General features: G+C 34.0%; 28 protein-coding genes and 1 riboswitch. Of the genes, 16 read left to right on the forward strand and 12 right to left on the reverse strand.

Annotated elements, in window-relative coordinates:
* Positions 1-27: 27 nt before the first annotated feature.
* The 3 genes from KAOT1_RS07505 to KAOT1_RS22825 form a co-directional block, all read right to left on the reverse strand.
* Positions 28-975 (reverse strand): YihY/virulence factor BrkB family protein, encoded by a 948-nt coding sequence (locus KAOT1_RS07505; protein ID WP_007094163.1) that lies wholly within the window; start codon positions 973-975, stop codon positions 28-30.
* A complete protein-coding gene (gene nadC / locus KAOT1_RS07510) occupies positions 975-1835 on the reverse strand; it encodes a carboxylating nicotinate-nucleotide diphosphorylase (RefSeq protein WP_007094164.1) in 861 nt (286 codons plus the stop codon). Before nadC ends, KAOT1_RS07505 begins: the two co-directional genes overlap by 1 nt.
* A 153-nt stretch (positions 1836-1988) precedes the next feature.
* Positions 1989-2138 carry a hypothetical protein gene (locus KAOT1_RS22825; protein WP_007094165.1) on the reverse strand — a complete coding sequence of 50 codons (150 nt, stop codon included), beginning with the start codon at positions 2136-2138 and terminating at the stop codon, positions 1989-1991.
* Positions 2139-2302: 164 nt separating this feature from the next.
* Between KAOT1_RS22825 and rlmH the strand changes: the two genes are divergently transcribed.
* The 7 genes from rlmH (at position 2303) to KAOT1_RS07545 (ending at position 9560) form a co-directional block, all read left to right on the forward strand.
* The gene (gene rlmH, locus KAOT1_RS07515) at positions 2303-2776 is read left to right on the forward strand and encodes a 23S rRNA (pseudouridine(1915)-N(3))-methyltransferase RlmH (protein WP_007094166.1); all 474 of its coding nucleotides are present in this window, start codon (positions 2303-2305) and stop codon (positions 2774-2776) included.
* Between the two features lie 14 nt (positions 2777-2790).
* Positions 2791-3369, forward strand: coding sequence for a non-canonical purine NTP diphosphatase (locus tag KAOT1_RS07520; RefSeq protein ID WP_007094167.1), 579 nt, complete (start codon positions 2791-2793; stop codon positions 3367-3369).
* 6 nt (positions 3370-3375) lie between these two features.
* Entirely contained in the window at positions 3376-4362 is a 987-nt protein-coding gene (locus KAOT1_RS07525; RefSeq protein WP_007094168.1) for a hypothetical protein, read from the forward strand.
* 187 nt (positions 4363-4549) lie between these two features.
* The gene (locus KAOT1_RS07530; protein WP_007094169.1) at positions 4550-6325 is read left to right on the forward strand and encodes a DEAD/DEAH box helicase; all 1776 of its coding nucleotides are present in this window, start codon (positions 4550-4552) and stop codon (positions 6323-6325) included.
* A 116-nt stretch (positions 6326-6441) separates the two neighbouring features.
* On the forward strand, positions 6442-7221 hold the full coding sequence (locus KAOT1_RS07535; protein WP_007094170.1) for a carboxypeptidase-like regulatory domain-containing protein: 780 nt from the start codon (positions 6442-6444) through the stop codon (positions 7219-7221).
* 180 nt (positions 7222-7401) lie between these two features.
* The gene (locus KAOT1_RS07540) at positions 7402-9042 is read left to right on the forward strand and encodes an alpha-amylase family glycosyl hydrolase (RefSeq protein ID WP_007094171.1); all 1641 of its coding nucleotides are present in this window, start codon (positions 7402-7404) and stop codon (positions 9040-9042) included.
* Positions 9043-9053: 11 nt separating this feature from the next.
* On the forward strand, positions 9054-9560 hold the full coding sequence (locus KAOT1_RS07545) for a GNAT family N-acetyltransferase (protein WP_007094172.1): 507 nt from the start codon (positions 9054-9056) through the stop codon (positions 9558-9560).
* 6 nt (positions 9561-9566) lie between these two features.
* On the opposite strand, the gene KAOT1_RS07550 is transcribed toward KAOT1_RS07545, so the two are convergent.
* On the reverse strand, positions 9567-9932 hold the full coding sequence (locus tag KAOT1_RS07550; protein WP_007094173.1) for a VOC family protein: 366 nt from the start codon (positions 9930-9932) through the stop codon (positions 9567-9569).
* Between the two features lie 105 nt (positions 9933-10037).
* Here KAOT1_RS07550 and KAOT1_RS07555 point away from each other — a divergent pair, with 105 nt between their 5' ends.
* Positions 10038-10511 carry a DUF1801 domain-containing protein gene (locus KAOT1_RS07555; protein WP_007094174.1) on the forward strand — a complete coding sequence of 158 codons (474 nt, stop codon included), beginning with the start codon at positions 10038-10040 and terminating at the stop codon, positions 10509-10511.
* A gap of 1 nt (position 10512) precedes the next feature.
* On the opposite strand, the gene KAOT1_RS07560 is transcribed toward KAOT1_RS07555, so the two are convergent.
* Positions 10513-11169, reverse strand: a complete 657-nt coding sequence (locus KAOT1_RS07560; protein ID WP_007094175.1) for a TrmH family RNA methyltransferase — start codon at positions 11167-11169, stop codon at positions 10513-10515.
* Positions 11170-11261: 92 nt separating this feature from the next.
* On the opposite strand from KAOT1_RS07560, the gene KAOT1_RS07565 reads away from it, so the two are divergent.
* Together KAOT1_RS07565 and KAOT1_RS07570 are read left to right on the forward strand one after the other, a co-directional pair.
* On the forward strand, positions 11262-12446 hold the full coding sequence (locus KAOT1_RS07565) for a tetratricopeptide repeat protein (RefSeq protein ID WP_007094176.1): 1185 nt from the start codon (positions 11262-11264) through the stop codon (positions 12444-12446).
* Positions 12428-13117 carry an SIR2 family NAD-dependent protein deacylase gene (locus KAOT1_RS07570; protein WP_007094177.1) on the forward strand — a complete coding sequence of 230 codons (690 nt, stop codon included), beginning with the start codon at positions 12428-12430 and terminating at the stop codon, positions 13115-13117. Before KAOT1_RS07565 ends, KAOT1_RS07570 begins: the two co-directional genes overlap by 19 nt.
* 450 nt (positions 13118-13567) lie before the next feature.
* Here the strand turns inward: KAOT1_RS07570 and KAOT1_RS07575 are convergent, their stop codons facing one another.
* Entirely contained in the window at positions 13568-14044 is a 477-nt protein-coding gene (locus KAOT1_RS07575) for a heme-binding domain-containing protein (protein WP_007094178.1), read from the reverse strand.
* 35 nt (positions 14045-14079) lie between these two features.
* Here KAOT1_RS07575 and KAOT1_RS07580 point away from each other — a divergent pair, with 35 nt between their 5' ends.
* The 3 genes from KAOT1_RS07580 to KAOT1_RS07590 all read left to right on the forward strand — a co-directional run bounded on the left by KAOT1_RS07580 (position 14080) and on the right by KAOT1_RS07590 (position 16689).
* Positions 14080-14652: a hypothetical protein gene (locus KAOT1_RS07580; RefSeq protein WP_007094179.1), complete on the forward strand. Its 573-nt coding sequence runs from the start codon at positions 14080-14082 to the stop codon at positions 14650-14652.
* A gap of 69 nt (positions 14653-14721) precedes the next feature.
* Positions 14722-16065: an adenylosuccinate lyase gene (gene purB / locus KAOT1_RS07585; protein WP_007094180.1), complete on the forward strand. Its 1344-nt coding sequence runs from the start codon at positions 14722-14724 to the stop codon at positions 16063-16065.
* A gap of 69 nt (positions 16066-16134) precedes the next feature.
* On the forward strand, positions 16135-16689 hold the full coding sequence (locus KAOT1_RS07590; protein ID WP_007094181.1) for a hypothetical protein: 555 nt from the start codon (positions 16135-16137) through the stop codon (positions 16687-16689).
* 62 nt (positions 16690-16751) lie between these two features.
* Here the strand turns inward: KAOT1_RS07590 and KAOT1_RS07595 are convergent, their stop codons facing one another.
* From KAOT1_RS07595 to KAOT1_RS07610, 4 genes are all read right to left on the reverse strand, one after another.
* The gene (locus tag KAOT1_RS07595; protein WP_007094182.1) at positions 16752-17294 is read right to left on the reverse strand and encodes a DUF4252 domain-containing protein; all 543 of its coding nucleotides are present in this window, start codon (positions 17292-17294) and stop codon (positions 16752-16754) included.
* Between the two features lie 86 nt (positions 17295-17380).
* Positions 17381-17929 (reverse strand): DUF4252 domain-containing protein, encoded by a 549-nt coding sequence (locus KAOT1_RS07600; protein WP_007094183.1) that lies wholly within the window; start codon positions 17927-17929, stop codon positions 17381-17383.
* A 4-nt stretch (positions 17930-17933) separates the two neighbouring features.
* Positions 17934-18356 (reverse strand): hypothetical protein, encoded by a 423-nt coding sequence (locus tag KAOT1_RS07605; protein WP_007094184.1) that lies wholly within the window; start codon positions 18354-18356, stop codon positions 17934-17936.
* On the reverse strand, positions 18343-18852 hold the full coding sequence (locus tag KAOT1_RS07610) for an RNA polymerase sigma factor (RefSeq protein WP_007094185.1): 510 nt from the start codon (positions 18850-18852) through the stop codon (positions 18343-18345). Before KAOT1_RS07610 ends, KAOT1_RS07605 begins: the two co-directional genes overlap by 14 nt.
* A 136-nt stretch (positions 18853-18988) precedes the next feature.
* Here KAOT1_RS07610 and KAOT1_RS07615 point away from each other — a divergent pair, with 136 nt between their 5' ends.
* Positions 18989-20482 (forward strand): S41 family peptidase, encoded by a 1494-nt coding sequence (locus KAOT1_RS07615; RefSeq protein WP_007094186.1) that lies wholly within the window; start codon positions 18989-18991, stop codon positions 20480-20482.
* 137 nt (positions 20483-20619) lie between these two features.
* Here the strand turns inward: KAOT1_RS07615 and KAOT1_RS07620 are convergent, their stop codons facing one another.
* A complete protein-coding gene (locus KAOT1_RS07620; protein ID WP_007094187.1) occupies positions 20620-22482 on the reverse strand; it encodes a TonB-dependent receptor plug domain-containing protein in 1863 nt (620 codons plus the stop codon).
* A 66-nt stretch (positions 22483-22548) separates the two neighbouring features.
* Positions 22549-22784: riboswitch (cobalamin riboswitch) on the reverse strand.
* 31 nt (positions 22785-22815) lie between these two features.
* Between KAOT1_RS07620 and KAOT1_RS07625 the strand changes: the two genes are divergently transcribed.
* Positions 22816-24033, forward strand: a complete 1218-nt coding sequence (locus KAOT1_RS07625) for an ABC transporter substrate-binding protein (protein ID WP_007094188.1) — start codon at positions 22816-22818, stop codon at positions 24031-24033.
* Positions 24034-25065 (forward strand): FecCD family ABC transporter permease, encoded by a 1032-nt coding sequence (locus KAOT1_RS07630; RefSeq protein ID WP_007094189.1) that lies wholly within the window; start codon positions 24034-24036, stop codon positions 25063-25065.
* 65 nt (positions 25066-25130) lie between these two features.
* On the opposite strand, the gene KAOT1_RS07635 is transcribed toward KAOT1_RS07630, so the two are convergent.
* Positions 25131-25583, reverse strand: a complete 453-nt coding sequence (locus KAOT1_RS07635; RefSeq protein WP_157560080.1) for a hypothetical protein — start codon at positions 25581-25583, stop codon at positions 25131-25133.
* Positions 25584-25658 lie beyond the last annotated feature (75 nt).

The following is a 25658-nucleotide window of genomic DNA, read 5'->3' on the forward strand; positions in this document are numbered from 1 at the left end:
ACTTTTTATTATGCAAACATAATAAATTTAGGATGTCTCCTTTTTGATTCTTAACATGTCTAAGGAAGCATTTAACTCAAATCCTAAGAGTAATATATTGGCATTTAGCCAGATATACATCATCAGAATTAATAATGCTCCAATAGAACCATATAATTCATTGTATTGAGAAAAATTGGCAATGTAAATTCCAAATAAATAGGATGTTAATACAATTAATACTGTGGTAAGCAACGCGCCTGGCGAAAAGAATTTTGCTCGTCTTCCTTGATGCGTTCCAAAGTAATATAGTATTGCTGTTCCGAGATATACCATGACGATTAGAAATGAAAATTTTGCTATAGTGATCCAAAATTCATTTGTTTGTGAAATTTTGAATCCTGTTGTTTTTACTGCAAAATCACTGATTCGTACAATGTATATTTCTGTATATCCCAATACAATTACAGTAGAAATCAACAACAATGCCAAAATTAATCCGACACCTAATGCGTAAAGATATTGCTGAAAGAATCTACGTTTTTTTAAAATGTAATATGAGGTTTCAAATCCTGCAAAAATAGCACTTACGCCATTTGCCATAAGGAATATAGAAAGTAAGAATGTTGATGACAAGAGTCCGCCACGTTTGTTTTTTACGATGTCTACAATAATTTCATTCATAAAATTTCCTGATTCGTCAGGAAGTAAGGAAGTAATCGCTCGGATAAAACTTCCTTGGAAACCATCTATAGGCACGTAAGGCAGTAAATTTAGCAAGAATAGTAATGATGGAAATATTGCCATAAAAAAACTAAAAGCAATTGAACCTGCGCGAGATGTAAGCGCACCATTGATGATTCCAACAATGTACATTTCCATTAAATCGTAGATAGATAGACCTTCAAGCCCAGGAAGCTTTATTTTTCTGAGTATCGAAACTAAAATGTTTAGTACGGGAATCCGGTCTAGCTTTTCTTCGATTTCTTTAGACATTATTCAACAGCTTTTAAGCTTAAATCTAAGTTGTATACAGAATGCGTGAGCGCACCCGAAGAAATATAATCTACACCACAAAGTGCGTATTCGCGAATGGTTTTTTCATTGATTCCTCCTGAAGATTCTGTCAAACATTGTTCGCCAATCATTTTTACAGCTTTTCGCGTGTCTTCATAATTAAAGTTATCAATCAGTATTCTGTAGACACCTTTTGTTTTTAGAATTTCTGCAATTTCATCCAAATTGCGTGCTTCTACGATTATTTTTAAATCTAGATCATTTTCTTTTAAATACGTTTTTGTTTGAGTGATTGCCTGTGTGATTCCTCCACAAAAATCAATATGATTATCTTTTAACATGACCATATCGTACAAAGCGAAACGATGATTTACGCCGCCGCCAATTTTGACTGCCCACTTTTCCAATGCTCTGATTCCTGGAGTTGTTTTGCGCGTGTCTAAAATTTTTGTTCCTGTTCCTTCAAGCAGTTTTACAAACATATTTGTTTTGGTTGCAATTGCGCTCATACGCTGCATGGCATTTAACACCAAACGTTCTGCTTTTAAAATGGACTGTGATTTTCCTGTGACATAAAAAGCAATATCTCCGTATTTTACAGGACTTCCGTCTTCAATAAGAGTTTCTACCTTCATTTCAGAATCCACATATTCAAAAACCATTTTAGCAAATTCAATTCCTGCTATAATTCCTTCATCTTTTACCAATAATTTTGCTTTTCCTGTGGCTGTATCTGGAATACAAGCAAGTGAACTGTGATCGCCATCTCCAACATCTTCACGGATAGCATTTGAAATTATTAATTCTAATTCTTTTTGAAATTGCGTTTCTGAAATCATTCTTTTAGTAAAATTGTATTTACTTCAAAATTGCAAAGTTTATATTGCATATCCAAAATGTGCGCATAGAATTATTGGAAATAAAAAAAGCACCAACTAAAAAGATGGTACTTTTACTGAATATGATTGATGTTTTTTTAAGACTTATTCAGTTTAATGATGTGCTTCACATTCATGCCCTAAACAATGCGAGAAACAATCTGACCCAACTGTTGGACCGCCGCCTTTTACATTGGATATGTGCAACATTGAAATGATTTTTTTGCGAAGCGTTAATGATTTTTTTAAATGACGTTTTTTCATGGTTATATATTTTTTAGGTTAAAACCATAAGATACAAAGAACTCATAGTTTTTTCTTACAGATAAACCGTTGTTATACTACACTTTAAATATACTTATTCGCTTGTAGAGGCTTTGGAAATTCACGGCACTTTTAATTCCTAAATTTTCTGTTATTTTTGCTGTATGAATATAAAACTGCTCGCTATTGGTCGAACGGACGATAAACAATTGCAACAGCTGATCGATCAGTATGTGAAACGTTTGTCGCACTACATTAAATTTACCTTGGAGATTATTCCCGATTTGAAAAACACCAAAAACCTCAGCGAAGCACAGCAAAAAGAGAAAGAAGGCGAATTGATTTTGAAGAAACTCGCTCCAACAGATGTTTTGATTTTGTTGGATGAAAACGGCAAACAATTTTCTTCCATAGATTTTTCAAACTATTTACAAAAGCGCATGAATGCGGGTATTAAAACATTGGTTTTTGTAATTGGCGGACCGTATGGTTTTTCTGAGAACGTTTACGCGAAAGCACAGGGAAAAGTCTCCTTATCTAAAATGACATTCTCACACCAAATGGTGCGTCTTTTTGTGGTAGAGCAATTGTATAGAGCTTTTACTATTTTGAGAAATGAACCTTATCATCATCGTTAACATATTTTAAATCCATGAAAATCGTATTCGCCACCAACAACCAAAACAAAGTCAAAGAAGTACAATCGTTACTTCCAAGTCATATCACAATTTTAAGTCTAAAAGACATTGGTTGTGAAGAAGATATTCCTGAAACACAACCAACAATTGAAGGAAACGCAATTCAAAAAGCACAATATGTAAAAGAACATTACGGTTACGATTGCTTTGCCGATGATACAGGTTTGGAAGTACACGCTTTAAACGGCGAACCAGGTGTTTTTTCTGCACGTTACGCAGGTTCGCAACGAAATGCAGATGATAATATGAACAAATTATTGCACAATTTGGAAGACAAAGAAGATCGTTCTGCACATTTTAAAACGGTTGTTGCATTAATTTTAAATGGCGAACAACATACATTTACAGGAATCTGTGAGGGAACCATCATCAAAAAGAAAAAAGGCGACAAAGGCTTTGGCTACGATCCTATTTTTATGGCAAATGGTTTTTCGGAAACCTTCTCACAAATATCATTAGCTGAAAAAAATCGTGTCGGACATCGCGGAAAAGCGGTACAAAAATTGATTGATTTTTTGAACACCAAAAAATAATCAATCTTGAATCTACGCATACCTTTAGTTGTTTCTATTTCTGTTTTTATTTTTTCTTGCACAAAAACAGTTACAGAAACTGTTGTTGAAAAAGAAATAGTATATCTTCAAAAAGTAAATGATACTTTATTGAAAATAAATCTACCAAAGGAAAATGGTAATTTGTATCGATTTAAAATTTTAAGACACGATACTATCTTCTCCTACGATGAAAATTTTGGTATTAGAAAATATGCTTTTGATCGATTTGATAGTATCTATAATATCCAAGCAACTTTTAAAGACAAGCATGTTAAAATTGGTAAGCATGGTACATATACACAAAAAACAATCGTTAAAGATATCACACAAGTAGACTCAGTAGGTTTTAAAACGGATTATATTCTAACTAGACTCACTCAACGATATCAAGATTTAAAAGTATCAGGACGCACAGGAACTAAACACAATCTACAGTTTCTTCATCCAAAAAGTATCTGTAATATATCGTATGAGCTTAATTTTTACAGTGATAATCTACAAACGTATCACAAAGAAGGCTATTTTCTAACCACTATTTACGGTTGTTGTACTAGCACATGTGAGTTTAAATTATTTGATCTAAAAGGTAATTATATTTTTCATTCTAACGATTTTATCAGCGCTATTAAAACCAAATATGACCACTATTTTATAAGTTCTTTAAAAAGAGAAATATATGACTATCCAACAATAGTTATTCAAAATAAACATGGAAAAAAGCAATATATTACCATCTCAGATATTTCTAATGACATGAACTATGTCGGAAATTTTTATCTGAAACTCAAAAATGATAATACGCTACAAATTGCGTCTTTTGATACTTCATTAAATCAATACAATCTCAAAACCCTCGACGAACTCGAAATCTGGATTCCATTTAACAAAACTGACACACTCAAAATTCCCTTCAAAAACGAAAAAGCCTTCGGAATTGACTATCCGCAAATTAAAGTCTCTTTGTCAGACTGAACAAAAACAACTGATTTACAAATAATTACATTAAAAACTTCTATTTAAAAATAAAACACTACCTTTGCCGCTTGAAATCCCAGAGCGGGATGAAGTTATGCAGCGTCAGGGTATTTTATTAGGTCGTAACGCTCCATGTAACTTCTCAAGACAGCAAGAAGCTGTTCGAACCTTTTAAAATTATAGTATGACAAAATTTGAAGAATTAGGTCTTCAAGACTCGCTTTTGCGTGCAATTCAGGATATGGGCTTTGAAACGCCTAGTGAAGTACAAGAAAAAGCAATTCCAATTTTACTTAACGAAGAAACTGATATTGTAGCGCTTGCACAAACAGGAACAGGAAAAACTGCCGCCTTTGGTTTCCCGTTAATTCAAAAAATAAACGCAGACAGTCGCACAACGCAAGGACTGATTTTATCGCCTACGCGAGAATTGTGCCTGCAAATTACCAACGAACTTAAAAACTATTCTAAATACGAAAACATCAATGTGGTCGCTATTTATGGTGGTGCAAGTATCACAGATCAAGCAAGACAAGTAAAGAAAGGTGCACAAATCGTAGTCGCAACGCCAGGGCGTATGCAAGATATGATTAATCGCCGAATGGTAGATATTTCTAAAATTGAATACTGTGTACTTGATGAAGCTGACGAAATGCTGAACATGGGATTCTATGAAGATATCACTTCTATCCTATCACATACGCCAGATGACAAAAGCACATGGTTATTCTCGGCAACCATGCCAAGAGAAGTAGCTACTATTGCTAAAAAGTTTATGCACACTCCACAAGAAATCACGGTTGGATCGCGTAACTCTGGTTCAGATAGCGTTCGTCATGAGTTTTACGCTGTAAGTGGTCGCGATCGTTATCTAGCATTAAAACGTTTGGCAGATGCCAATCCAGATATATTTTCAGTAGTTTTCTGTAGAACAAAACGTGATACGCAAAATGTTGCCGAAAAATTAATCGAAGATGGTTACAACGCCGCAGCAATTCATGGAGATTTAAGTCAAAATCAACGTGATTTAGTAATGAAATCGTTCCGTACACGTCAAATTCAAATGTTAGTTGCTACGGATGTTGCTGCACGTGGAATTGACGTTGACGATATTACACACGTAATCAATTACCAACTTCCAGATGAAATTGAAACTTATACACACCGAAGCGGTCGTACAGGTAGAGCTGGAAAGAATGGAGTTTCTATGGTAATTGTAACCAAAAGTGAAATGCGTAAAATCAAATCGATTGAGCGTAAAATTCAAAAGAAATTTGAACAAAAACCGATTCCAACAGGAATTGAAATCTGTCAAGTGCAATTATTTCATTTAGCAAACAAAATTCACAATACGGAAGCTAACGATGAAATTGAAGATTATTTACCAGCAATCATGGAAATCTTTGAAGATACTTCAAAAGAAGAACTCATCAAACGTATGGTTTCGGTAGAATTTAACCGTTTCTTCAATTATTACAGCAAAACAAGAGACTTAAATCAGCCAAAAGGAAACAACGAAGATCGTGGCTCGCGCGGTAAAAGCAACGAACACAGCACACGTTACTTCATCAATGTTGGTTCAAAAGATGGTTATGATTGGATGCGCTTAAAAGATTTCTTAAAAGAAACGCTCAGTTTAGGTCGCGATGACGTGTACAAAGTGGATGTAAAAGAAAGTTTTTCTTTCTTCAATACAGACAACGACAAAAAAGAACAAGTATTAGCGCACTTCACTGATTTTAAAGTGGAAGGACGTTTTGTAAATGTAGAAGAATCAACCAACACTGGCGGTGGTGGCGGAAGACGCCGTAGAGATGGTGGCGGACGAAGACGCAGAGATGGCGGTGGCGGAGATCGCAGAAGAAGCCGAAGAAGTGAAAACTCTTTTGAAGGTGGCGGAAGACGTCGTAGAAATGAAAATAGCGGCGAAAAATTCAGAGGAAGATCGAGAAGAAAATAACAACAATATTGTTAATATTAAGTAAAAAGTGTGCTTTCGCGCACTTTTTATAGTTTTGTTTAGTATTTTTATACTAAAATTAGTCGAAAAGACTATTTTGCTGTAAAATTGCATTTATGAAAAAAGTATACACTTTTCTACTTTTATTGTTAACTATAAGTACTCTTTCTGCTCAAGACAAAGACATGAAGAAGTTGTATGCTAAAGTGGTCAACGATGCTGACGACAAGCCAATGAAAGCCGTTCATGTTGTCAATTTAACCACAATAAAAGGTGTAATTACGAATGAAAAAGGTGAGTTTGAAATTGAAGCAAAAGCGGAAGACATTCTATTCTTTTCTTTTTTAGGATTCAAATCGATTAAAGTACGTGTTACGAACGACATGTTAAAATACAAAAGTTCTTCTACGATTCGATTAACGGAATTAGCATACGCACTTGAAAAAGTAGTTTTAACACCTTATCAACTTACAGGATATTTAGATATTGATGCCAAAAATGTTCCAATTCGTCCAAATTACCGTTATCGTATTGCTGGGCTTTCTACAGGATATGAAGCTGGAGAAAAAGCGCCTGGAGCAGTCTCAACAGTATTAGGAGCCATATTTAATCCTGCCGATTTTTTACAGAATCTTTTCGGGAAGAAACCACAACAAATGCGCAAACTGCGTCAAATGAAAGAAGATGATCGAATTCGTGAATTGCTCGCTTCTAAATTTGACCGACAAATGTTGCGCGAATTACTTCAAGTAGAACGTGTAGATATTGATGAAATTCTTTCGTTATGTAACTACTCTAAAACATTCATTACAAACGCAAATGATCTACAAATTCTTGATGCCATTAACGATTGTTATGAAGAATATAAAGTTTTAAGCAGACAAAAGAAAAAATAGACTTTTTATTTTTTCCACAATCTACACATCCAATACCTAACATCCAACACAAGTTATCAAGAAAATAATCAACTCAATCGTTGTAGTAACACTTTTTTGATCGATTCTTAATTTTGCTATATGAAAATAGCGTTGTAACCTTTATATTGCAAGTATACTAACGCAAAACCGTCACGCAAAATGAAGCAATTATTCATCTTATTTCTTATCACATTCAGTCTTTTCGCATGTAAATCAGAACCAAAAGAAGTGGCTAAAACAACCACTGAAGCACAACCTTTTGTTTGGGAAGCTGCCAATGTATATTTCATGTTGACAGATCGTTTTTATAATGGAAACAAAGAAAATGATCTTAATTTTGATAGAACCAAAGAACCTGCAAAACTTCGTGGATTTATGGGCGGTGACATGGCAGGAATTACACAAAAAATAAAAGAAGGCTATTTTGATGATTTAGGAATCAACGCTATTTGGTTTTCGCCTGTATTAGAGCAAATTCACGATAGTACAGATGAAGGCACAGGAAATACATATGCTTTTCACGGATATTGGACAAAAGATTGGACTCAGTTTGATCCAAACTTTGGAACAGCAGCAGATTTTAAAGAATTGATGGAAACGGCACACGAACACGGAATCCGAATTTTAATGGACGTTGTGATGAATCACACAGGTCCTGTAACTGAAAAAGATCCTGTTTGGAATGATACTTGGGTACGTACAGAGCCAAGTTGTAGCTATCAAAACTACGATACCGCAGTAAGTTGTACACTTGTAAAAAATCTTCCTGATGTATTGACAAATAGCACAGAAACTGTCTCCTTGCCTACTCCATTGGTTGAAAAGTGGAAAGCAGAAGGTCGCTACGAAACCGAAATGAAAGAATTAGATGAATTCTTTAAAAAAACGGGTTTAGCGAAAACTCCAAAAAACTATATCATCAAATGGTTGACAGATTACGTGCGTGAATATGGAGTTGATGGTTACAGAGTTGATACCGTAAAACACGTAGAAGAAAGTGCTTGGAACGAATTAAACAAGCAAGCAAAAACTGCATTTACAGAATGGAAAGAAGCAAATCCTGAAGCCGTTTTGGATGAAAATGACTTTTTTATGTTGGGTGAATTATACGGTTATTCCATAGATCACAAGCGTTTTTATGACTTTGGCGATAAAAAAGTAGATTATTACGCAAATGGTTTTGACAATTTAATCAACTTTCAATTTAAATACGATGCAAAAGGTAATTACGAAAGTATCTTCTCAAAATACAACAATATTCTTCACAATGATTTAAAGGGAAAAAGCGTGATGAATTACATCAGTTCGCATGATGATGGCGATCCTTTTGATAGAACAAGAACAAAACCTTATGAATCGGCAACAAAATTGTTATTAACGCCAGGAATTTCACAAGTCTATTACGGTGATGAAACCAAACGTCCGTTAATTATTGAAGGAACCAATGGTGATGCAACTTTACGTTCGTTTATGAATTGGGAAATGATGGATGATGCCGAAACCAAAAAACTATTAACTCATTGGCAAAAACTAGGACAATTCCGAAAAGCACATCCTGCGATTGGCGCTGGAAAGCATCAACTGATTTCAGAAAGTCCGTATGTGTTTTCGAGAACTTTCAACAGTGATAAAGTGGTTGTTGGATTGGATTTAGCCAAAGGAAAAAAAGAAATCAATGTTGGAAAACAATTTGAAAATGGTGCAACAGTAACCGATCATTATTCAGGAAAAACGGCAACTGTTAAAGATGGAAAAGTTACAATTGACTCAGAGTTTTCAATTGTGTTATTGCATGAATAATTCTTTTTCCTGTGAACATTATTTTAGAAACCAAACGCACATATTTACGCGAACTTACAGTCGCTGACGCGAAATCTTTTTATGATTTAAATTTAGACGAAGAAGTCATAAAATTCACAGGCGATGTTGCTTTTGCAAGCATCAATCACGCAAAAGAGTTTCTAGAAAATTACGATCATTACCAAAAATACGGAATTGGAAGATGGGCAGTTATTCATAAAGAATCACAGGAGTTTTTAGGCTGGTGCGGCATCAAATTTACACCAAAAAATAACGAATATGATATTGGTTTCCGCTTCTTCAAAAAATATTGGAACAAAGGTTTTGCCACAGAAACAGCCAAAGCTTGTGTTGATTATGGCTTAAAAACTTTAGAATTACCAAAAATCGTTGGCAGAGCAATGAAAGCAAATAAAGCTTCTATAAAAGTTCTTGAAAAAATCGGCTTGCAATATGAACACGATTTTGATTTTGATGGAAATGTTGGTGTTATTTATTCCACAAAAAAAATCTGTTGAGAAACTTTACGCTCTAGAAAATAAAGCAATCCTGTTTCCTTCCGTATCCACAAAAACTGCCATATAACCTGTTTCTGGAGAAATTTGAGTTTTTCCTTGTACAACAGTTCCGCCAGCTTTAAGAATAATAGCGAGTTCGTTAGCAACATCTTCGGAAGCAAAATACACCAAAACACCATCAGTTTTGCTCGGCACATACGATTCTTGCTTCACCAACGCGCCCGTACAACTTTCAGTAGCAGGTTTTGGTGGAAACCAACCGTACAACAAACCTCCAAAATCTTCCACCCTGATGGAGACTTTAAAAACTGTTTCGTAAAATTTTTGTGCACGATTCATGTCTATCACAGGAATTTCAAACCAAGAAACCATAATGTATTATTTTATCGATTGGATTAAAGATACTTTTTATTTTGATTAAAAAATGATAATTATTTTAATAATTTAGCACTTTAATTTCTCAAAAAGCCAAATATTATGACATACGAAGCAAACTCTGTAGAAGGATATATTGACCAACTTCCCGAAGAACGCAAAGAAGTAATTGCCAACATACGAAAAATTCTTCAGGAAAATTTACCCGAAGGTTTCTCCGAACAGGTAAATTACAATATGCCTTCGTTTGTGGTTTCGCATTCTATATATCCTGGCGGTTATCATTGTGATCCAAAACTTCCGTTGCCATTTATTAGTTATGCTTCACAGAAAAATTTTGTTGCATTATATCACATGGGAATTTACGCAAATAAAGAATTAATGGAATGGTTTGTGGCTGAATATCCAAAGCATTGCAAACGTAAGCTCGACATGGGAAAAAGCTGTATTCGCTTTAAAAAAATGGACGATATTCCGTATGATTTAATTGCAGAGTTGGCAACAAAAATGTCTCCAAATGATTGGATAAATTTGTATGAAGAAAATGTGATGAAACAAACAAAAAAGCCTAAATAGACTACGGATTCTGTTCGTGGTAACGTTTTAAAATATCTTCAATACTTTTGATCGATTTTTTACACCAATCAAATCGTTTTGCTAAGACTTCTTCTTCGGTAAACTGCCAAGGAATATCTGAGTTTCGAAGTTTAGTTGTTACCTCTTGAATGGTAATTGCTGCAGAAACAGATATATTTAGACTTTCAGTAAAACCTACCATCGGAATTTTTAAAAATTCATCTGCTTGCGACAATACTTCTTCGCTCAAACCTTCTTTCTCCTTTCCAAAAAAGAAAGCTGCTTTTTGCGTAATGTCAAAATCGTGTAAATACTGAGAATCTTCATGTGGTGTGGTTGCTATAATTCGATAGCCTTGTTTTTTAAGCGTGTCTATGCATTGTTGCGTATCATTATAGCGATGAATGTCTACCCATTTTTGTGCGCCCATGGCAATCTCTCTGTCCATCTTTTTGCCCAATCGCGCTTCAATTACGTGTACATCTTGTATACCAAAAACGTCGCAACTGCGCAATACAGCACTCGTATTATGCATTTGATACACATCTTCTACAGCAACTGTAAAATGACGCGTTCGCTTCGATAACACTTTGATAAACAGTTCTTTTCTGCGTTCGGTAAGATATCCTTCCAAATGTTCTAATAAATTGCGATCCATCATCTTGCAAAGCTATCATAAAAACAGCAAGCAACAAAATAGCATTATCACTGATAATTTGTCTATTTTAGTAATTCATTAAACAAATACCAATGAAATATTTTTACTGTTTGTTACTAACTTTTTGCTTTGGTACCGTTACCGCGCAAGAAACTAAAGATACGTATGCAAAAAACAATGATACTAATGATGAAAAAGTCATTGAATTTGCAAAAAAACTCCTCAGTTCTTTCTATGAAAATGATGTAGATTTTTTTGTTGACCATTTTGATATTGATAGTTTTGCTTCCAAAGTGATTTCTGAAGTTAATGGCGAAAATCCAAGTAAATCTATCAAAAACTTTAATAAAGGATTCATAAAAGGATTTAAAGATAAGTTTTCACAATTTCCACAAAAAATCATTGATGATATAGAAAAAGGTTCTTCGTATGATATTGTGAATTTTTATTATCATTTAGACGAACAAAAATACCATATATTATTTCGCCTATATAATGATGAGGAAGGTTTAAATTATCACGATTACCAATTGCAATATGTAGATGGCGATTTTAAATTGCAAGATATGTATGTGTATACAACAGGTGAATATTTTAGTGAAACTTTACGTAATCTGTACGAATTGAGTGTTCCGACTGAATCTACCGATACCGAATACAATAGAGAACGTCTTAAAACCATGTTGTTTATGACGCGTTTTCAAACTTTAATTGGCAACGAAAAATACAAACAAGCATTCAATCTTATCAATAATATTAAAGGAGAATTTAGAGAGAAGAAGATTTATTATATCATGAAAATTCAGATTGCTTCCCAGATCAACGAAGTATATCATATGGAAGCGATTGACGAATTGTTAAAGAAGTTTCCAGACGATCCAACTACCAAACTCATGGCTGTTGATTATTTTATCATGCTGAAAGATTACAATGCCACGATGCGAATTATTGATGATTTAGAAGAAGTTACCGAAGATGATTTTGTGGAATATATTCGTGGAAATGCCGCTTGGGAATTTGAAGATTATGAAGCCGCTGAAAAAGCGTACACATATATTATAAAAGAATATCCCGATTTTGAAAATGCCAAGCTGAGCTTATTATACATGTACGATTCTTTAAATAAACATGAAGATAGTATTGTGTTGCTCGACAGAATGATTGCCAGTAAAGTATATACAAAAAAGGATTTGGTAGATTTTATTGACGATAAAGAAAATGAATTCGAAAATTTACCAACTGCTACAATTTACAAAAGATGGAAAGAAAAAAAATAGTCGTACTCACAGGTGCAGGAATTAGCGCAGAAAGTGGCATTAAAACATTTCGTGATGCTGATGGTTTATGGGAAGGACACGATGTAATGGAAGTTGCTTCGCCAGATGGTTTTGAAAAAAATCCTGCGTTGGTGTTGGATTTTTACAATCAGCGAAGAAGACAATTAAAAGAAGTAGCTCCAAATAAAGGACATTTATCTTTAGTCGATTTGGAAAAACACTATAATGTCGTTATTATCACACAAAATGTAGACAATTTGCACGAGCGTGCAGGAAGTTCTCATATCATTCACTTGCATGGCGAATTGTCAAAATCAAGAAGCACCAAAGCGCCATATAAAGTGTATGATTGTTCTGATGATATCGTATTGGGTAATTTATGTGAAAATGGTGCGCAATTACGTCCGCATATCGTGTGGTTTGGCGAAGCTGTTCCAATGATTGAAACGGCGGTTGCCGAATGTGTTCAGGCAGATATTTTACTAATTATTGGAACGTCTATGCAAGTATATCCAGCAGCTAGTTTGATTGATTTTGTACCAAAAAATACTAAAATCTATTTTATAGATCCAAATCCTGCGGTTCCACAAAAATCGTACGAAAACCTTACTGTTATTGCGGAAAATGCTTCTGTTGGTGTGCCAAAAGTAGTGAATGAACTTATTAAGTAGGCTTGGCTCTTGGCTCTTGGCGCTTGGCTCTTGGCTCTTGGCTCTTAAAAATATATTTTTACTTCAAAACCACAATTCCTATTTGAAATCTAAATTCTAAATAACGTGAGTTCGACGTAAGAACTTTAGTTTGAAACTATTCTTTTCCGCAGTATAGCAGGAGTTTTTCGTTAAAAATTTTCGAAACCTTGGAGAAAATTTAGAAAAATTCATGCGGTTTTAGTTTTTCCATAAAAGAAAAACTAAAAATACCTCTGGAAAAGTTCCCTTTCTTTTGTTGATGCCTGTGCTGAACTTGATTCAGTATTCTTTGGGTAAGCAAAGAAAAAGAAAGTAAAGCCTTAAAAATGAATTACATAGCAGAATTATCTCTAAAATTACTATACATATAAATTGAATGATTTATATCGAACTGACGTTAAATACTAAAACCTCTATACTTCAAAAAAACTACTGTGGCTTTTCCTGACCAATTGCCATCATCGCTCTTGCATTTGTTACCCAATCTGCTACTTCTTTGATTTGGGCTTCTGTTAATTTTGCGTCGCCATGTGTCCATAAATAAGAAGAAATTGGCATGTGACCTTCTTCTATTTCTTCAATTACTTCTTCTAGTTTATGATCTTTTCGTTTGTATGAGTACGAACTCCATTCAGAAAAATTTAATTCTTCTTTTCCATGCTCCACATGCTCTGCCATCCAATAAGAAATTGGCTCTATATTTCCATACCAAGGATAGCGCGTATTGCTAGAATGACAGTCGTAACAAGCCGTTTTTAATGTAGCTTGTACAGATGCTGGTGGATTGGTTTCTGTTAGAAAAGCTTGTAAATCAGTTACATCCCCTTCATTCTTTTCTGGTCCGAAAAACTGTAAAACTATCAGTACAATTAATGCTAAAACCGCTATTTTTTTAAGTATCTTCATTTTATTATTTTTAAGCAGTCCAAATTATAAAAACAATGACATTTGAACAACTTTATTCAGAATTAAATTATGTAAATCATTCTCGCGAGAAGCGAAATTATTATGCAAAAATTGTTTTAAATAATCCTGCGTTGCTTCCCACATTATTAAAGGTTGTTTTTACAGTTGATGATAAAATTTCTGCTAGAGCCGCTTGGTTGTTTGAGTTTGTTGCTAGAGAACGTTTAGACGCCATTCTTCCACATTTAGATGTGTATACAGAACACATGCAAACCGTACATTTAGATCCTGCTGTACGTCCTATAGCAAAAGTTGCTGAATATTTGATTGAAGCATATTATCATAAAAATCCCAATCAGACAAAAGAAAAATTAACCAAAAAACATCGTGAAAAAATTACAGAAACTTGTTTTGATTGGATGATTACCGATCAAAAAGTAGCTGTAAAAGCGTATTCCATGCGTTCATTGTTTTTACTAGGAAAGGAGTTTGATTGGATTCATGAAGAATTAGTTCTTATCTTGGAGCGTGATTATCATTCGCAAAGTGCCGCATTTAAAGCAAGAGCTAGAGACCTTATAAAACGAATTAAAAAAGCTAGAAAATGAAGTCTTAAAATTTTATTTCAAGCAATCTAAAAAGTATATTTGTGAGCTTAAAACAACAACACAACTACAATGACACTTACTACGCTTAATGCAATTTCTCCTATTGACGGAAGATATCGTAACAAAACCATCGCTTTAGCCAATTATTTTAGTGAAGAATCACTAATAAAATACCGCGTTTTGGTTGAAATTGAATATTTTATCGCTTTGTGTAATGTGCCATTACCACAACTTGAAGATTTTGATGCGTCTTTGTATGACGATTTGCGCAGTATTTATGAAAATTTTACCGCAGCCGACGCACAAGCGATTAAAGATATTGAAAAGGTAACCAATCATGATGTGAAAGCTGTTGAATATTTCATCAAAGAGAAATTTGACCAATTGGCAATTTCACAATATAAAGAGTTTATCCATTTCGGATTGACTTCTCAAGATATTAATAATACGGCGATTCCGCTTTCTATCAAAGAAGCAATTCAAAACGTATATCTTCCTGAATTGGTACGTGTTTTAGAAAAATTAAAAGAGTTAGCCATTGAATGGACAGATGTTTCTATGCTGGCAAGAACGCACGGACAACCTGCTTCTCCAACGCGTTTGGGAAAAGAAATTGAAGTATTTATTACGCGTATTGAAGCGCAAGTGGAATCTATTTCAGGAATTCCGCATGCCGCAAAATTTGGTGGTGCTACAGGAAATTTTAATGCACATAAGGTTGCGTATCCAACAATTGACTGGAAAGCATTTGGAAATGATTTTGTTGAACGAATTTTAGGATTACATCACTCGTTTCCTACGACTCAGATAGAACATTACGATCATGTAGCAGGAATTTTTGATGGATTGAAACGTATCAACACCATTTTAATTGATTTGGATAGAGATTTTTGGACGTACATTTCCATGGATTATTTCAAACAAAAAATTAAAGCAGGTGAAGTTGGTTCGTCAGCAATGCCACATAAGGTAAATCCGATTGATTTTGAAAACAGTGAAGGTAACTTAGGAATTGCCAATGCCGTTTTTTCACATTTATCAGCCAAACTTCCTATTTCTCGTTTACAGCGCGATTTAACAGATTCTACTGTGCTGAGAAATGTTGGTGTTCCTTTTGGGCATACCGTTATTGGATTTCAATCGACACTAAAAGGATTGAATAAATTATTATTGAACAAAGTAAAATTTGACCAAGACCTAGAAAATAATTGGGCGGTTGTTGCAGAAGCGATTCAGACAATTTTAAGAAGGGAAAGTTATCCAAATCCGTATGAAGCACTTAAAGGTCTTACGAGAACTAACGAAAAAATAACGCAAAAATCAATTGCTAGTTTTATTGATACTTTAGACGTTTCGGACTATATAAAATCTGAATTAAAAAGCATAAATCCAAATAATTATACAGGAATATAGCTTTTCATAGTTGTCGGCATTGTTTTTTTTTTAATTTTGCAATGCCAAGAACTAACAAAATTTAATCCTGTGAATATCAAACTCACACACTCGAAAGATGATAAAGGTTTGGATACAGCGCAGCATCACGGAAGATTACAAATTAAAAAAGTAGTCTATAACAAAGCGCTCAAATCCTTTATTAAAGAAAATTATGGCTCTGGAATTCACTTTGGAAGTATGAATAACAATCTAGAGGAAATTCTTAAGAAGCTATCATTAAATGACATCATGGAAGGTTCTGTGAAACTTCCAATGATCGATGTGAATACACTATCTGTTGTAAACGATCAGGTTAACGAATTTTCTGATTTTGACTTATACGATAGTTTTACTTGTACTTTTTTAGCAAAAGAAGGCGTAAGTTCTGAAGAATTTATGAAAGGTATCGGGAAGTTTAAGACTGATTTTTTAGATACATATAATAAAGAAGTTCATGCAGAGATTACTGAGAAAGAGTATCAAAATCGTCTGCAAACCAAGAAAAGAGAAATTAAGGAAATTACCTTTTTTATCATTTTAGCGATTATTGCGTTGGTAATAATTTACTTTTTCTCAAGCAGCATTTTCGATAAAAAATTATAGTATATAACTGACTTTAAAAAAAGAAAAGGGTAAATGTATTTTAACATACATTCATCCTTTTTTTAGTTTATTGGAATAAATTTAGTCAATTCTCCAAAGTTGAAGTTGTTTTTAGAAGCATCACGCTGACTTACCATTTGATAGAGTTCCATGAATTTTTTCATGTTCATATCATCCCCGACAATTCTGGTAACGGCAAATCCCATTTCTTTATTTGATAATAAAATAACTATTTCATCAATAGCTTCTTCTTCTCCTGAAAATTTGATAACTCCGTTTCTCCCTAAATCTATCAGTTCTTCGTACTTCTTTTGTTTTAAGATTGTTTTTACTTTGTCTCTTTCTGCAATAAATTCCTCTTGATTTTCAGGACTCGCTTTAAACATTAAAATATTTACACGATCAATGGCATTAAAAGCTTCTTCTTGCTTTTCTGTCATTTCCATTCCTTGTTCTTTGATAGAACTGATTGGAACTGTACTTGAAGAAAAACCGACTCTTTCGGCATTGTCTAAAATATAATTTTGCAAGCTATTTTTATCAGAACAACTACTCATGCCAACAGCAACAAGTAATAATATTAAGATTGATGGTATCGTTTTCATTTTTTGATTGTTTTTTGATGATGAATTTAAATACTAACGCGCCAATAGATACGTATCCATTGACGCGTGGTAAAAACTATGTGTTTTTAGTTTTTCTTTTTCTTATCTACATTTTTTAAGTGTTCTCCACCTGGAATGTCCATTTTACTGGTAAGCTTTGATACTTGCGTTAAATCGATATCTCCAGTTAAGGAAACCACCACGGTATTGATGCTTCTGTCTTTCATTTTTACTTTGTCTTCAATACCTGTAATGTACATTAAAAGTTCTTTAACGTGCGTATCGCTTTTTCCTTCTTTTACGTAGAATTTCATACGCGTATCTCCGTCTTTCACTTCCATTAATTCTTCTAACTCAGATGAACGACCGCTTACCCATCTTTTTAAGTCGGCAGAAATTTTAGTATCGCTGGTAGCAAGTGTTTTTAAACTTTTCATACTATTTACCATTTCTAAAAATTCTTTTGCTTCAGGATCATCGGCATCCATTCCCATAGTGGCAAGCATTCTAAACATTTTAGGTTTAATAGATACGTACGTTACTTCGTCATTATCTGCATATTTTTCAAAAATATTTTGTCCAAATGTAAGTATTGGCAAAGCCATTAACATTACTAATAATACTACTTTCTTCATGTTTTTAATTGTTTTCTGTTATAAAAATTTTGTTTGTTGTTTCTTCAAATTGTGCTAAATGATTGATGTGACTTGCTCCTGTATTGAAACTTTCTGACACAAGAGACATGGTCATTTTGAAATCTTCAAAAGCTTGTTCGGCTTCACGTTGTTTTTTCCATTCGTTAAAAAATAGTCCGGTAGTAAGAAGGAATACGGCGGCAACTGAAATCCATTTTAAATAGTTTTTTCTAGGTTTTAATGGAACGTTGCGAGTAAACTGCTCACTTTTTAAATTAGCGAAGTGCTGAAACATGGGTTGGTATTCTTGCAAATGCGGCGCCACATTATTTTGCGAAAAATACGCTTGTAACTCTTGTTCTTCTTGAACCGTTGTTGTTGCTTCAAAATACTTCTCTAATAAATTTTCTATGTTAGCTAACTCCATAGTTGTGTGTTTTTATAAGTTCTTGTCTTATGTATTTTCTTGCTCTAGATAATGCGACGCGAATTGCTGTTGGATTCATATTGACAACTTTGGCAATTTCCTCAAAATCATACTGTTCTACATCACGCAATTGTATGATGATTTTTTGTTGCTCTGGCAGCTGTTCCATAATTTCATGTACAAAACTGACACTATCTTTTAATTCTACTTCTTTTTGTAATGAGGTATTTTCATCTTTGTAATTACTGTGAACCAATTTTAAATTGCTGGCTTGTTTTGATTTCAGTTTATCCAAGCAATAATTTTTAGTCATTGTCATTGCAAAAGCTTCCACATTATTATAAGCACTAATCTTCGATTTCTTAGACCATAATTTCAACAATACTTCTTGGGTTGCGTCTTCTGCTTCTTCACTAGAAACCAACAAACGCTTTGCCAATCGGTATAGCTTGTCTTTAAAAGGCAATATCATATTTAAAAAATCTGCCTGTTTCATTTTTGATCTATTAATTTCGGTTAGTTATAAGGAAGACGAACGAGTTACGAATTTGTTACAAATAATTTTTATTTTACAATAATGTCGCTATTTTTAGTGTTTATAAAAGTAAAAACAAACTATGATAAAGAAAATTATGAATATAAAAAAGTTGCTCTTTCTATTTGTCACGGCTTCTATCGTTACGGTAAGTTGTACAGATCAAGATGATAATCTGTTTAGCGTTTCTGCTGATTTAGAGGTACAAGATTTTGTATGGAAAGGATTAAATTTATGGTATTTTTGGCAAGGTGAAGTGGCTGATTTAGATGATAGCAAGCTTGATGATGCAGAAGGATATATTTCTTTTCTAAACAGTTATCCAAACCCTGCTGATTTATTTGAACATTTACGTCACCCTGACGACCGTTTTAGCATTATTGTAGATGATTACGATCTTTTACAAGCATCACAACAAGGAAATTCAGATTCAAATGGAGCCGATGTCCGATATATCTTTTTAAACAGTGGAAGCTCTGAAGTTATTGGATATGTACGTTATATTGTGCCAAACTCTGATGCGGATGGAAAAGATATTCGCCGTGGAGATATTATTTATGCTGTAAATGGAGAAAGTTTATACTTTAATTCTTCCACAGATAATAATTTAGGTTTGTTAGATGCAACTTCGTATACGTTTAACCTAGCTGATTTGACTGTTAATAATGGAGTACGATCTATTACACCAAACGGAAGAAATATTGATTTAACAAAAACGAATCTTACTGAAAATCCAATTTTGGTAACGACAACTATTGATGTTGGTGCAAAAAAAGTTGGATACATTACGTATAACCAATTTATCGCAAACTTTGATACGCAATTAAATGGTGCTTTTGCAGATTTTCAAGCGCAAGGTGTGACTGATTTAGTGTTAGATTTCCGTTACAATCCTGGTGGTTTTGTAAGTAGTGCGATCAACTTAGGGAGCATGGTAACTGGACAGTTTGAAGGACAATTATTTACAAAATTCCGTTACAACGATAAAATTCAACCAATATTGACAGACGAGCAAGAAAATCGCTACTTCCGTAGCACGTTGAGTACAGGTGCAGGAATCAACAGTTTAGGACTATCTAAAGTATACATAATTACTACAGGAAGTACAGCTTCTGCAAGTGAATTAGTGATTAACTCTTTAGATCCGTACATTGATGTTGTGCAAGTAGGAACAACGACGACAGGAAAAAATGAAGCATCCGTTTCTTTATACGATTCGCCTTCATGGACATTTGGAGATGAACAGTTGAATCCAAATCATAAATGGGCAATGCAACCATTAATTTCTCGTTTGGAGAATAGCGCAGGCTTCTCTAACTACACTAACGGATTGGATCCAGATATTGTTCTCGCAGAAGATTTGACAAATTTAGGCGTTCTTGGTGATGAAAATGAACCTTTATTAGCAGCAGCCTTAGCAGATATTGCAGCCGCAGGAAGACCTCTAAATTTCAATAGTAGCAAAGCATTACCTATTGAAGGAATTACAGATACGAAACTACAAAGAATTACAGGAAACCGTATGTATATTGACATCAATATTGAAGACAATGATGCATTGAAAAATCATAAAGTAGTGATTCCAGAATAACGGAATAACAATTCATTTCACGATAAAAAAAATGCTTCTATATTTCTAGAAGCATTTTTTATACTTTATTTTTTTAAACAAAAAAACCATCGGTTTCCCAATGGTTTTAATCGACATACTATTGTATTAAATAAACTTTACAGGTTTAGCGAAAAACCAACACGAACATTTGTTCCTCTGGTTGTAAATCCTGTAATTTCGGTATATTCTTCGTTGAATATATTTGATACGTTTACAAATGCGCTTAAGCGTTTGCTAAATTGATGATTTAGATTTGCACCAATCAAGTTGAAAGATTCCAACGTAACATCTTGAAATGTAGTAAAATCAGTATCTAAACGCTCAGATGTAAATTGATAAGACAATCCTGCATTCGTTTTAGACGAAAATGCATAGCCAACATTTAAGTTTGCTTTGTGTTTTGGTATACGCAACACTTTTACATCTTTTTTCTCTGTAAATGTATAGTTTGCATCAATTGTTAAGTTTTCAATTGGCGTTGCAAATACTTCAAATTCGAAACCATTTACAGTAAACTCATCTTCTACATTTTGATATTCTCCAGCAAACGTTGTAAAATCCGTAACAACATAATCGATAAAGTTTTCTTCTTTTCTGTTGAAATATACGGCACTTGCACGTAATTTTTTAGATAACTTCACTTCTACTCCACCTTCTAACGTTGTATTTTCTTCTGGTTCTAAATCTGGATTTGGTCCAAAATTCCCAAATAATTGCGACAAGGTTGGTGCGATAAATGACGTACTATACGAAGCAAATCCTTTTACATAACCTTTGCCAAGTGGCATACGATATGATGGATTTAAATTATAGGTAAAATGTGTTCCATATTCACTATGATTATTTAAACGTCCACCAGCATTTACGTTCATTCCGAAATCAGATACATATACAACATTTACATACGGATCTACGATGGAAGACGATTGTTCTTCCGCGAAAACCGTTTGGTTGTCAATATAATTCAATCCAACAACGGTGTAAAATTTGTTGCTAAAGTTATACTTATTAAAAATGTCTAGCGCAATAGTTTCTCCTTCAAACGTAGATGGAAAGTTTGAACGAAATTCACGATCAATCTTTGTATAAGCAGCATTCATGGTTACGCTACCATTTTTGTACGTATATTTTGGAGCAATTCCAAAACGATATTGTTCACTTTCTCCTGTAAAATTGGCATCGACTCTTGGCGAAGAATTGTCAAAATCGTTTTTAAACTTGTCCATGTTTCCAAAAATACTTGCTTCAAAAGCATCCGAAAATTTATATCCAATACGAACATTGGTATTAATTCGTGAAAAACGATCGCTTTCTTCTCCAATTACAGCCGATAAACCAACTGTATTTTGATGTCCAAAACCTACTACATACGACAAATTATCAACCGTTCCATCAATGCGCGCACTGTTTGAAAAATCGTTGATATTATAATCGGAATCGTCTTGTGATTGATTCGTTCCAAAAGAACTATTCACACGCAAAGCAATGTTATCTTCCGAAGCTTTCTTGGTCGTAATGCTAATTACAGCAGTTGCTGCGCCACTTCCATACAATGTACTTGAAGCACCTTTTATGATTTCAATAGACTCAATTTGATCTAACGCAATCAGACGTAAGTCAAAATCATTTGAAATTGACGAAGGATCATTTACCTGAATTCCATCAATCATAATCAATACCTGACGATTGTTTCCTCCACGCACAAAATAACTCAAGTTTTGTCCGGCGTTACTTCTACTTCCCAAAATTTCAATTCCACTTTTGGTATTGATAACTTCGGCAACGGTTTTTCCTTGATTTTTTTTAATTTCTTCACTCGAAATCGTAATCACGGTTTTACCAGAATTTTCTCTTTTCAACGCATGGCGCGAATCAGAAATGACCACCTCATCAAGGTTTTCAGTTTCATCTTGTTGTTGTGCAAATACGGCAGTACAAGCCAAAAACAAGGCACTAACAGATAGTACTGTTTTTTTCATTTAATTTTCGTTTTATGGGAATAAAGTATGGGTTTCCATACGCAAACTTTTATCCCGAAAGTTTGACATTAATTATGAAATTTGGCAGGTCTCCTGACTTGCAATTTGCTATATACCTTCCCGAAAATTCAGTGGTCATGTAGTTATAGCAACTCATTTTGAAGTGAGGTACTGAACAAAGCCAGCACATGCTTACAGTTGCGGGAACAGTTCAAGACTGAAGGCGCGTTGCCTTTTCACTTGATTCCCTTTTAATCCGAGAATACTAACGTAGTCTCGAAACCAAAATTCGGCGCAAAAATAAACATTCTTTAGAATCTATCTACATAAAACATGAAAATAATAGTATTTTTGAAAAAATTAGCAACACCATTTATGCAACCTATCAAATCGATTTACCTATTATTATTGACATTATGCATCTTTTCTTTCTCGTGTAAAACGGAGAAAAAAGAAGCTATAGAGCAAAAACTTCCAATTCCTGTCGTTTCTGAAAAAAATACAAGTACACTTCAACACGCCAAAGGATTTACTATTGAAAAACAAGGAGATTTAACGATTATTAAAGTACTATCGCCTTGGCCAGATGCTGATAAAGATTTTACCTATGCACTGATTCCGAGAGAAAAAGCCGCTGCTATGACACTGCCACGCGATGCATATGATGCAATTGTATTAACTCCTGTTGAACGTATTGTAGTAACTTCTACTACACACATTCCTACTTTAGAAATGCTTGGGGTAGAAACTACGTTGGTTGGTTTTCCAGATACTGATTACATTTCTTCTGAAAAAACACGTGCTTTGATTGATTCCGATAAGGTGAAAGATATTGGACAAAACGATCAGATAAATATTGAATTATTAATTGATTTACAACCTGAATTGGTGATTGGATTTTCTATCAATAATTCAAATCCGACGTATAAAACCATTCAAAAGGCAAATATTCCTGTGGTTTACAATGGCGATTGGACAGAAAAAACGCCACTTGGACGCGCAGAATGGATTCACTTTTTTGCGCCGTTTTTTCATAAAGAAGCAAAAGCTTCTGAAGTTTTTGATACGATTGAAAAAAATTACAATGAAGCTAAAGAATTGGCAAAAAAAGCCACTACAAAACCTACGATTCTAGCGGGCGCAATGTATAAAGATATTTGGTATTTGCCTGCGGGCGAAAGTTTTCAAGCACAATATTTGATTGATGCAAATGCTGATTATCTCTGGAAAGATTCGGAAGGAACAGGAAGTTTATCGTTAAGTATTGAAAGTGTGTTAGACAAAGCTTCGGAAGCAGATATTTGGATTGGACCTGCACGCTTTAAAAGTTATGAAGACCTCAAAAAAGCTAGTGAATTGTACACAAAATTTGCACCTTTTAAAAATAAAAAAATCTACAGTACCGCTAATACGATTGGTAAAACAGGCGGAACGATGTATTATGAATTGGCACCAACACGACCAGATATTGTGTTAAAAGATATTATCAAAGCGATTCATCCTGAGATTTTACCAAATTACGAACCATACTTTTTTAAACCTTTGTTATAATTGGTTGCACAAAAATCATATCGCATCACATTTATCGTACTTAGTTTTGTATTGATTGCCTGTTTTTTGCTCAATATCAGTTTGGGTTCTGTAGGAATTCCGCTTGATGGAATTTTCGCAGCATTTACAGGTGGCGAAATTGAGAAAGAAACCTGGCGAATTACCGTTTTAGACATCCGATTGCCAAAAGCGATTGCGGCAGTTTTAGTTGGTTTTGGATTGTCGTTAAGTGGTTTGTTGATGCAAACATTATTTAGGAATCCGCTTTCTGGACCTTTTGTCCTCGGATTGAGTTCTGGTGCAAGTTTAGGCGTTGCGTTGTTGATTATGGGTGCGTCTATTTTTGGCGGTTTTTTAGGAACTTTTTTATTATCGAGTTATAGTTTGGTCATTGCGGCAAGTTTAGGGAGTTTTCTGGTATTATTAACCGTCATGGCTGTTTCGTTTCGTGTAAAAGATACGATGTCAATTTTGATTATCGGATTGATGTTTGGAAGCATTACTGCAGCAATTGTAAGCGTATTGACCTATTTTAGCGATGCCGAAGAATTGAAACAATTTATGTTGTGGACGCTTGGTTCGTTAGGAAATTTAAACTGGGAAGAATTGAGCATTCTTAGTTTTTTGATTGTTTTAGGTATTATTTTGAGTATTATTTCTATTAAATCATTAAATGCCTTTCTTTTGGGTGAAAATTATGCACGAAGTCTCGGAATTGACATCAAACGATCTCGTTATATTGTGATTATTGCCACTAGTTTGATGGCTGGAAGTTGTACCGCTTTTGTTGGTCCGATTGCTTTTATCGGTTTGGCGGTTCCGCATTTGACACGTTTGTTTTTTAATACAACCAATCATAAAATTCTAGTGCCAAGCGTGTGTTTGATTGGTGGAATTTTGATGTTGATTTGTGATAGTATTGCGCAAGTTCCACTTAGCGAAATTACCTTACCTATCAACGCGATTACTTCAATGATTGGCGCGCCAGTAGTGATTTGGTTATTGGTGAGAAAACGGAAAATGATTTTTTAGATAGATCGCTTTGCTTTTAGGTTCGCTTTGCTCAATTCAAGGATTTAAGGTTGTTTCTGAGATCATTATTTGATTTGTAAGTTCAAAACTATCTTACAAGAAAAACTTTCTTTCAATTGTAAACGTTTTGAATTGATTTTGATAATGGAAAAATCTCCAGCAAACCTCGAAGAACGACCTTTATTACCTTTGATTGTGTTATGTAATAGTTTAATTTTGGATTGATATTGTTCTTCTGTGATAATTTTTCTCGCCCCATATTTTGCTAAGGTTTCCGTATTTTCGTCAATCCATTTTTTTAATTTATCTCGATAGAGTAAAAGGTTCCTGTCAATCTTCTTTATAATTTTGTATATATTTTCTATGTAAATAAACTCATAAAATGTTTCTTTTTTTGTGATGAAAACCTTAGCATTCGTACTTACGTGAAAACATCCGCCGATAATGATGTCTATCGTGACTTGCTCATTATCTTCCAAAGAATAAAGTTCAGAAAAATCACTTGTTTGTGCACACAATAGAAATGGAATTAAGAGGAAAAATATATATCGCATTAACTATAAAAAAATTAATCTTTTCAACTAAAATAGTCC

This window comes from Kordia algicida OT-1, assembly GCF_000154725.1.
In the GTDB taxonomy this organism is placed as follows: domain Bacteria; phylum Bacteroidota; class Bacteroidia; order Flavobacteriales; family Flavobacteriaceae; genus Kordia; species Kordia algicida.

Bases quoted from the DNA above. Each gene is read 5' to 3' on its own strand.
- KAOT1_RS07605 (WP_007094184.1), bottom strand. From the start codon at position 18,356: ATGGAGTTAGCTAACATAGAAAATTTATTAGAGAAGTATTTTGAAGCA.
- KAOT1_RS22825 (WP_007094165.1), bottom strand. From the start codon at position 2,138: ATGAAAAAACGTCATTTAAAAAAATCATTAACGCTTCGCAAAAAAATC.
- rlmH (WP_007094166.1), top strand. From the start codon at position 2,303: ATGAATATAAAACTGCTCGCTATTGGTCGAACGGACGATAAACAATTG.
- KAOT1_RS07595 (WP_007094182.1), bottom strand. From the start codon at position 17,294: ATGAAAACGATACCATCAATCTTAATATTATTACTTGTTGCTGTTGGC.
- purB (WP_007094180.1), top strand. From the start codon at position 14,722: ATGACACTTACTACGCTTAATGCAATTTCTCCTATTGACGGAAGATAT.
- nadC (WP_007094164.1), bottom strand. From the start codon at position 1,835: ATGATTTCAGAAACGCAATTTCAAAAAGAATTAGAATTAATAATTTCA.
- KAOT1_RS07565 (WP_007094176.1), top strand. From the start codon at position 11,262: ATGAAATATTTTTACTGTTTGTTACTAACTTTTTGCTTTGGTACCGTT.
- KAOT1_RS07505 (WP_007094163.1), bottom strand. From the start codon at position 975: ATGTCTAAAGAAATCGAAGAAAAGCTAGACCGGATTCCCGTACTAAAC.
- KAOT1_RS07575 (WP_007094178.1), bottom strand. From the start codon at position 14,044: ATGAAGATACTTAAAAAAATAGCGGTTTTAGCATTAATTGTACTGATA.
- KAOT1_RS07550 (WP_007094173.1), bottom strand. From the start codon at position 9,932: ATGGTTTCTTGGTTTGAAATTCCTGTGATAGACATGAATCGTGCACAA.
- KAOT1_RS07535 (WP_007094170.1), top strand. From the start codon at position 6,442: ATGAAAAAAGTATACACTTTTCTACTTTTATTGTTAACTATAAGTACT.
- KAOT1_RS07610 (WP_007094185.1), bottom strand. From the start codon at position 18,852: ATGAAACAGGCAGATTTTTTAAATATGATATTGCCTTTTAAAGACAAG.
- KAOT1_RS07555 (WP_007094174.1), top strand. From the start codon at position 10,038: ATGACATACGAAGCAAACTCTGTAGAAGGATATATTGACCAACTTCCC.
- KAOT1_RS07620 (WP_007094187.1), bottom strand. From the start codon at position 22,482: ATGAAAAAAACAGTACTATCTGTTAGTGCCTTGTTTTTGGCTTGTACT.
- KAOT1_RS07520 (WP_007094167.1), top strand. From the start codon at position 2,791: ATGAAAATCGTATTCGCCACCAACAACCAAAACAAAGTCAAAGAAGTA.
- KAOT1_RS07580 (WP_007094179.1), top strand. From the start codon at position 14,080: ATGACATTTGAACAACTTTATTCAGAATTAAATTATGTAAATCATTCT.
- KAOT1_RS07540 (WP_007094171.1), top strand. From the start codon at position 7,402: ATGAAGCAATTATTCATCTTATTTCTTATCACATTCAGTCTTTTCGCA.
- KAOT1_RS07625 (WP_007094188.1), top strand. From the start codon at position 22,816: ATGAAAATAATAGTATTTTTGAAAAAATTAGCAACACCATTTATGCAA.
- KAOT1_RS07530 (WP_007094169.1), top strand. From the start codon at position 4,550: ATGACAAAATTTGAAGAATTAGGTCTTCAAGACTCGCTTTTGCGTGCA.
- KAOT1_RS07560 (WP_007094175.1), bottom strand. From the start codon at position 11,169: ATGGATCGCAATTTATTAGAACATTTGGAAGGATATCTTACCGAACGC.
- KAOT1_RS07570 (WP_007094177.1), top strand. From the start codon at position 12,428: ATGGAAAGAAAAAAAATAGTCGTACTCACAGGTGCAGGAATTAGCGCA.
- KAOT1_RS07600 (WP_007094183.1), bottom strand. From the start codon at position 17,929: ATGAAGAAAGTAGTATTATTAGTAATGTTAATGGCTTTGCCAATACTT.
- KAOT1_RS07615 (WP_007094186.1), top strand. From the start codon at position 18,989: ATGAATATAAAAAAGTTGCTCTTTCTATTTGTCACGGCTTCTATCGTT.